The organism is Candidatus Wallbacteria bacterium (genome assembly GCA_028687545.1).
Classification (GTDB): domain Bacteria; phylum Muiribacteriota; class JAQTZZ01; order JAQTZZ01; family JAQTZZ01; genus JAQTZZ01.
In genome coordinates this window covers 21,064-27,685 of record JAQTZZ010000053.1, presented here as the reverse complement: position 1 = coordinate 27,685, position 6,622 = coordinate 21,064, and the positions used below count along the sequence as shown (strand labels likewise).

At 47.7% G+C, this 6,622-nt stretch carries 9 protein-coding genes; 2 read left to right on the top strand and 7 right to left on the bottom strand.

Translation table 11 applies throughout. The features are described from left to right. The 4 genes from PHW04_15980 to PHW04_15965 all read right to left on the bottom strand — a co-directional run. A partial coding sequence (locus PHW04_15980; protein ID MDD2717389.1) for a hypothetical protein occupies positions 1-759 on the bottom strand: 759 nt, incomplete at its 3' end. Positions 760-809: 50 nt separating this feature from the next. After that, a complete protein-coding gene (locus tag PHW04_15975; GenBank protein MDD2717388.1) occupies positions 810-1,595 on the bottom strand; it encodes a hypothetical protein in 786 nt (261 codons plus the stop codon). A 162-nt stretch (positions 1,596-1,757) separates the two neighbouring features. Further along, positions 1,758-2,279 (bottom strand): DUF4402 domain-containing protein, encoded by a 522-nt coding sequence (locus PHW04_15970; GenBank protein ID MDD2717387.1) that lies wholly within the window; start codon positions 2,277-2,279, stop codon positions 1,758-1,760. A 150-nt stretch (positions 2,280-2,429) separates the two neighbouring features. Continuing rightward, positions 2,430-2,933, bottom strand: coding sequence for a DUF4402 domain-containing protein (locus PHW04_15965; protein ID MDD2717386.1), 504 nt, complete (start codon positions 2,931-2,933; stop codon positions 2,430-2,432). Between the two features lie 482 nt (positions 2,934-3,415). Here PHW04_15965 and PHW04_15960 point away from each other — a divergent pair, with 482 nt between their 5' ends. Continuing rightward, a complete protein-coding gene (locus PHW04_15960; protein ID MDD2717385.1) occupies positions 3,416-3,904 on the top strand; it encodes a DUF4402 domain-containing protein in 489 nt (162 codons plus the stop codon). On the opposite strand, the gene PHW04_15955 is transcribed toward PHW04_15960, so the two are convergent. After that, entirely contained in the window at positions 3,901-4,548 is a 648-nt protein-coding gene (locus PHW04_15955) for a response regulator transcription factor (protein ID MDD2717384.1), read from the bottom strand. The genes PHW04_15960 and PHW04_15955 overlap by 4 nt on opposite strands. An 86-nt stretch (positions 4,549-4,634) precedes the next feature. Beyond that, entirely contained in the window at positions 4,635-5,354 is a 720-nt protein-coding gene (locus PHW04_15950; protein ID MDD2717383.1) for a response regulator, read from the bottom strand. A gap of 169 nt (positions 5,355-5,523) precedes the next feature. Between PHW04_15950 and PHW04_15945 the strand changes: the two genes are divergently transcribed. Continuing rightward, a complete protein-coding gene (locus PHW04_15945) occupies positions 5,524-6,204 on the top strand; it encodes a response regulator transcription factor (protein MDD2717382.1) in 681 nt (226 codons plus the stop codon). A gap of 5 nt (positions 6,205-6,209) precedes the next feature. Here PHW04_15945 and PHW04_15940 read toward each other — a convergent pair whose 3' ends face one another. Beyond that, positions 6,210-6,620 (bottom strand): VOC family protein, encoded by a 411-nt coding sequence (locus PHW04_15940; protein ID MDD2717381.1) that lies wholly within the window; start codon positions 6,618-6,620, stop codon positions 6,210-6,212. Positions 6,621-6,622: the final 2 nt, after the last annotated feature.

The following is a 6,622-nucleotide window of genomic DNA, read 5'->3' as shown; positions in this document are numbered from 1 at the left end:
GGCGCTGAAGAGGCGGGTGGAGTCTCCGAGCGTGTCCCCGAGCGTCCATTTTTTCGGATCATTTTCTGTTCCATGGGTGAGAGATGCGAATTCAAGGTCCAGGTTATTGCAATTGAGATAAAGGTTACCCTGCGGAAGATCCCAGTTCAGTTCAGTGGCGCTCTCGAATCCGGCTGGTTTCGGATCGACTTTTAGAGGATAATTAAGTTTCAGGATCGATTTGACGGATAAGGCTCCGTATTCGGGAAGGCGGACTTCCGCTGATCCCAGGAGTTCAGCTTCCGCCTGCCTTGTTGCTTCGTCTGACAGCATGGACCGGCGTTCAGCCTGAACCTGGCCTCTGGTTTTATACTGGGGATAGAGGAACAGGGAATACTGATTCAAATCCCAGCGTGATTTCAGAGGAAGCCATTTGTCGAGCTGATCAAAACGCAGCCACAGCTCATTGCCGTTCATGATCAGCGTATCCGGCGGGAGAGCAAAAGCAACTCCATTGCAGGACGCGGTTTTCAGGTCGAAATCCAGAGAATAGACCTGCCGGCCCGGATTGAGCAGATACACGGGTTTTGAGGCTGAAACAATGGATGTTTCTTCAGTTAATTCGAGCCATGCAGTCAACAGGTCCCGCACAGGCAGGTATGGCTGCTCGTCATCGTCGAGCAACACACGGTATACATGCACTATCAGCTGCTGCCCGAGATAAAGCCCGATGTAGCCTTCTTCCAGCTTGGGTGCCGTCTTTTCCTCTGCAGCAGCCATTCCAGCAAAATATAATAAAACGAGGAAAACCTGCAGTCGTGGGGATGCAATCATTTCGAACCGGGAATCCTGATCTCTCCGGGCTTGCCGGGAACATTCGGCAGATATGACGACCAGCGGACCAGCACTCCGCCCCTGGACTTTTTATTCAAGCTGACTGTCAGTTCGCAGCGGCTTTCCCTAAGCACCACTGTTTCCCTGGCAGCGAGAAGAGAATTGTCTGAACCCAGAAATTCGAACTTAACCGGATATCTCCAGGGAGTGGGATTTGTAATCCAGAGCCTGACTTCCTCGGTCTGCCCCTGAGAGATGAACTCAGGTTTCACAGCCAGTTCGGACAGGCCGCGCTCGCCGCTCGTGGCATAGACCGGAACCCTGATAATCAGATTCCAGGACATTTTTGTTTCCACACCTTTGACTTCAGTGGAATTGCTCTCCACTTCCCCTGTCTGCGGCCTGAAAACAAGGCTTGCCCTGTATTCACCCGCTGTTTTTGCGGACGGCTTGATCCAGTAGCGGACTTCGCGCTTGGAAAAGGGCGCGAGTCTCACGACTTTCGGGCTTACCAGGATCTGCGGAGAAATGTCTTCCAGACCGGCAGTCTCTGGTTTCAAATGTTCTCCCAGGAGCAGCTGGCCTGGAGTGAAGTAACTCGGTTCGATCTGCAGCCTGCACGGCATTGACGACTTGTTGGAAATCACCAGGACCCCGGCATTTCCTTCTGCCAGGTTCAATTCGAACATGGTGGGTGAGATGGAGTAATTCATGTTTTCCGCAAAAAGTGGAAAGCAGAAGCTGACTAAAAAGACAAACAGAAACATGTGTTTGATTGTCATGATGCCTCCAGATAAGCTGTATTTCAGTAAGTCCTGCTTCCCCGCTTTGCCGACGTTCTGGAGATTAAACTCGCAGGAATGAAGTGACCGATGGTTTCAACAGGATGAAGTTAATAATAACAGATCACTTATGTAAAAACAATAAATCTGTGCGCAATCCAGTTAATTGTAGCTTAAAAGCAGGTTGTTGGAACCTGTGTAGCTGCCTGCTGCCTGAAAGGCTGCCATGTGCAGAGTACAGCCGACATAGATGGTATTGCCGCCTGTCCTGAAAGTGCTGATATACAGCCTTTCACCACCATCTCCGCATCCACCTTCGCCTTCGCCGAGCCTGAATCTATCGATCAAAATTGGGTTCGCAGTGCCCAAGGTGAGATAGGTTGCTTCATCCTGTACTGTGACTATAAAACACTGCCCTGGTTTTCCGCTGACAGTAAATTGAGCCGCACTGCCATTGCCATTGGTGTTGACTGCCAGGGGAAGAAGCTGAATATCGGTTGCCGTCGAAGGTACTGAGACTGGAGAAAACACCATGTTTCCGACCAGTGTGATGGAGAGCTCCGGCTGTTTCTCAACGGAAAAATCGGTGGATGAAGAAACGGAAAAAGTCTCGGCATCCAGAATGTCGGAAGAAAAGAGAGTAAGCAACAGGATCAAAATCAATATCGTGATTTTAATGAACATCTTGTTTCGCTATTTTATTTTTCCTGATTGAGTTTGATTATACCATGAATTTCAAGCAATCAGATCAGACTGCAAATTTTCGCGGGACCGGGAAAAGCAAAACCCCCGTTGCCGGGGGTTTGCGGACCTGGAGCTCGAAATTCCAGCATCTCAGTTGTAGCTTACGAGCAGGCTGTTCGAGCCAGCGTAGTCGCCAGCTGCCTGGGAGGCCGTCATATGCAGCGTGCAGCCTACATAAATTGTGTTACTAACTCCGAAAGTGCCTATGTAAGGATATGAGCCTGCTCCGCCTTCGCCGATCAGAAAACTGTCGGCTGACATGGGGTTAGCCAGCGCTTCGCCGATACCGAGAACTGTTGTAGCATTCTGGACAGAGGCTGTGAAATATTCACCAGCTTTTCCAGTAACTGTAAATGAAGCCGCACTGCCGTTTCCGTTGGTATTGCTGGCCAAGGGAAGGAGTATTACATCTGTAGCCGCTGCCGGTACTGAGACGGCTGAGAATGCCATGTTACCGACCAGGGTGATGGAGATCGCAGGCTGGACTTTTAATGAGAAACTGAAAGGAGAAGAAACAGGAGAGTGCTTGGCATACAGCATTGCAGGAGAAAAGAGAGCGAACATCAGGATCATGACTGTGGTTTTCTTAAACATATGGCCTCCAAAATTTTTTATTTACTTTCCCGGTTGAACTTTTACACCTCTTTTTCCCGCCGGTCAGGATTCTGCATTTTCTTTCTAATTCCTAATTTAATTATGTAGGATAACCGAAGGCTTGTGAATCGCCTGAAATAACTAAACCATTGGAATTAAATGGCGATGCGATAAATACAAACAGGTAACATAACGTCAGATTTAGGTTAGAGAATTTCAAGTTTCCTGAGGACCCTGAGCTGTTTATTCCTGCGGCACTGTGATTAACAACTAACCCTTTTCTGAGGTAATCGTTTCTTTCTTACCCGCTGTTCGGGGTAAAGATTTCCTGTTCCCAATCAAATTGCTGCTGAATTAACTGGTCGATCAAAATTATCCCATTAAATTCAGGAAGCGGGGCAATCCATTGTAAAGGGGCTGACAAATTACCGGGGAATCCGGCACACTTTATGCTAGTTATGTAAATAAATAGGCAAGGGAGTATGGAAATCAGAACATTCAGAGTAGTCTTACTGGCTATTTTTGCAATTTTATTCGATTTTTCACAGATTCAGGCTGAAAACCATTTCTGCTTTTCAGCAAAAGTGCTCCCTGCGTGCTCTGCGATTGCCGTATCTCACCTGGTCGCGGTTTCGGCCCAAGTCCCGGACACAGCCAGGGAAATTCGGGTTCCACCCGTAAACTGCGCTACTGAATCCGGCCAAGCTGCGGCATTCAAAATCAGCGGATCTGATTTCAACTGCATGCTCACGATTCAGGAAGCTTCAGTCAGCCTCGGAAGCAGCAGGGACAGAATAGCTGCTGATGAATTCCTGCTCAGCACAGGAGGGCCTGGAACGGACCGGATTTGCTCAGTATCACATGGAAATAGTTCTTTGACTGTTTTTGTAGGCTGCACTCTGCATCTCTCGGCCGGTCAGGCTGAAGGTTCCTACACAGGGTCAAATTCACTGATTGTCAGTTACAATTAAGGTTCGACCAGGCCTTCCTTGATCGCATAGCGGATCAGGTCTGCCTGTTTGTGAATATTCAGTTTTTCCATGATGTTTTTCCTGTGAGCATTCACAGTGTTGAGGGCGAGCCTCATTCTTGACGCGATTTCCTTGTTGCTGAAGCCTTCTGCGATCAACTGCAGCACTTCCCGCTCCCGCAGGGTCAGTTCGTTGGAATTCTTCCCGGCCTGGGAGTCCCTGTTGAGAAAACCCTCCACAATGAAATTGGAAATCGGCGGTGACAGATAAAACCTGTTGCTGGTTACCTCGCGGATTCCAGGCACGATTTCCTCTGAGGCGTTGTCTTTCAGGATATAACCTTTGGCGCCGGCCTGCAGCGCCTTTTCCACGAAAGACCTGCTGTCGTGCATGGACAGAATAATCACCTTGCTTTGTGGGTTGATCTTGAGAATTTCACTCACTGCCTGAATTCCGTTTAAAAGAGGCATGGAAATATCCAAAATATAGACATCAGCCGGGCTGGTACGAGCAAGTTTCAGCAGTTCTTCGCCATTGGAGGCTTCCCCGATCACACGGATGTCAATGGCCTTTTTTTCGATGACTGACTTGATCCCAGCCCTGACTATGGCATGGTCGTCGGCGATGATCACATCGATAGCCATGAAATACTCCTCATTTTTTTCTGAATTACAGCATTAATTTTATCCGAATCACCAGACTTTGGCAAATTCGGGTGACTTAGATTCGACTACAAACTTTTAACAATGGCAGCTGAAAGATCATTCGGTTCAAAGGGCTTCTGAAGGAACACAGCTCCTTCCCTGGCAAGGCTCGCGAGATCTTGATCCGGGAGAATGCCTGACATGAAAATGACTTTGACCAGAGGATTGGATTCCTTCAATTTCTTAAATATTTCCTTCCCATTCATTTTCGGCTGCTGCATGTCGATCAGCACCAGCCTGATGTCTTTCCACTGAGCGCGATAAATCTCAAGAGCTTTCAGCCCATCCTCTGCAGTGAGAACTTGGAATCCGAGGATTGAGAGCATTTTTCCGCTGGTGCGGCGGAAAATCTCCTCATCATCAACCAGCAGCACAATCCCGGAAAAATCCGCTTCTGGAATCTGTTCTGCCTTTATAATTTTAGCTTCGGAACTGGCAGCTTTCAGAGTCATGTGGGACAGTGCCTTCAATGATTCTACCGATTTTCTGGCCTCTTTAGCGGCTGTGTTGATCAACTTCAGATGCTCGTCTTTTTTTACTGCAGTTGGTTCTTCCAGAGCAATTTCAGTCTGCAGCAGAATCCCCCAGAAATGATTCTGGAAGTCATGGGCAAGGACTCCGGCCCTCTTTGAGATGGCGTCAATTTTCCGGTACAGGATGAAGACTGCGAAGAACAGAGCAATCACCAGCAACAAGGATAGTATCTGGAAAAAATGTGTTTTGAAAAAAAAGATGAAATGAACCATGTGATTATATTTTATCAATTCCAGTATTAATGTCAATATGTAACCTTGACTAGTGATTCATGATGTTTTTTTGTTTTCTTTAAAATTGATATTTGATATCATTGACAAAAATCTGGATTTTATTAGTACAAGGAAATAATTTTCCTGGGTTGAATTCTGGAGTGTTTTTATGAAACGGATCACTGTGCTCCTTGCAGATGATCACACGATAGTTAGGCAGGGGTTTCGGGCTTTACTGGCCCTTGAATCGGATATTGAAGTGGTCGGCGAAGCTCAGACCGGCCGCCAGGCTGTAGAGCTGACAAAAAAACTTCAGCCTGCGGTGGTCGTGATGGACATCGGAATGCCGATCCTGAATGGCCTGGAAGCAGCCAGGCAGATACTTAAAGACGTACCTGATACCAAGGTGATCATACTCTCAGTGCACAGCGACGACGCCTATATCGAACAAGTGCATGCGTTAGGCCTGTCCGGATATCTGGTCAAGCAGACCTCAGCCGAAATCCTGGCCAGGGCGATCCGGGAAGTTTTGAAAGGGAACATTTTTTTCAGTCCCTCCATTTCTGATCGTATTCAAAAGCAATACAAGAAAACCTCAGGTCAGAAGAACGAACCGCTCAAGAAAATAAACACTTCACTAACTTCACGGGAGGTGGAAGTGCTGCAACAGATTGCTGAGGGCAAGGCCAACAAACAGATCGCAGCTGAACTTAAAATCAGCATTAAAACAGTGGAAAAGCACCGGAGCAGCCTGATGGAGAAACTCGACATCCACGACACAGCCGGTCTCACCCGTTATGCCATCTCCATGAAAATCATTGAAAATAATACTCAGATTACAATTCTCTAGCTTATCTAAATCAGTGTTTCTTTATATCCCTGATTCAGCTCAATGATATTGCCTTCAGGATCAGCGATCCAGCAGATTTTCATGCCTGGGATCATCTCCCCGAGGTCGAGCGGGCCAAGGGTGATTTCTGCGGCTGAGCCGATTTCCAGAAGCTTTTTCTCCAGGTCGTCCACTGAAAAGCAGAGATGCCGCCAGCCCGGATATTTGCAGCCGTCTTCACCTGGTCTGGGAAGACCCGACTTTTCCGACGCTTGGAAAAGTTCCAGTGAAAGTGAACCTGATCTGATGATCACGATCTGATCGGCTCCGGGCCTCATGACCTGCACTCTTACAAATCCAAAGAAGCGGCAATAAAAATCCTCAATTTTGCCGGGGTCGCTGCAGGTCAATCCGAAATGCAAAAAAGATGAAGCCATAT

What these genes read in the sequence shown, in the direction of transcription:
- PHW04_15975 (MDD2717388.1), bottom strand. Translation starts at nt 1,595, where the DNA reads ATGACAATCAAACACATGTTTCTGTTTGTCTTTTTAGTCAGCTTCTGC.
- PHW04_15970 (MDD2717387.1), bottom strand. Translation starts at nt 2,279, where the DNA reads ATGTTCATTAAAATCACGATATTGATTTTGATCCTGTTGCTTACTCTC.
- PHW04_15965 (MDD2717386.1), bottom strand. Translation starts at nt 2,933, where the DNA reads ATGTTTAAGAAAACCACAGTCATGATCCTGATGTTCGCTCTCTTTTCT.
- PHW04_15960 (MDD2717385.1), top strand. Translation starts at nt 3,416, where the DNA reads ATGGAAATCAGAACATTCAGAGTAGTCTTACTGGCTATTTTTGCAATT.
- PHW04_15955 (MDD2717384.1), bottom strand. Translation starts at nt 4,548, where the DNA reads ATGGCTATCGATGTGATCATCGCCGACGACCATGCCATAGTCAGGGCT.
- PHW04_15950 (MDD2717383.1), bottom strand. Translation starts at nt 5,354, where the DNA reads ATGGTTCATTTCATCTTTTTTTTCAAAACACATTTTTTCCAGATACTA.
- PHW04_15945 (MDD2717382.1), top strand. Translation starts at nt 5,524, where the DNA reads ATGAAACGGATCACTGTGCTCCTTGCAGATGATCACACGATAGTTAGG.
- PHW04_15940 (MDD2717381.1), bottom strand. Translation starts at nt 6,620, where the DNA reads ATGGCTTCATCTTTTTTGCATTTCGGATTGACCTGCAGCGACCCCGGC.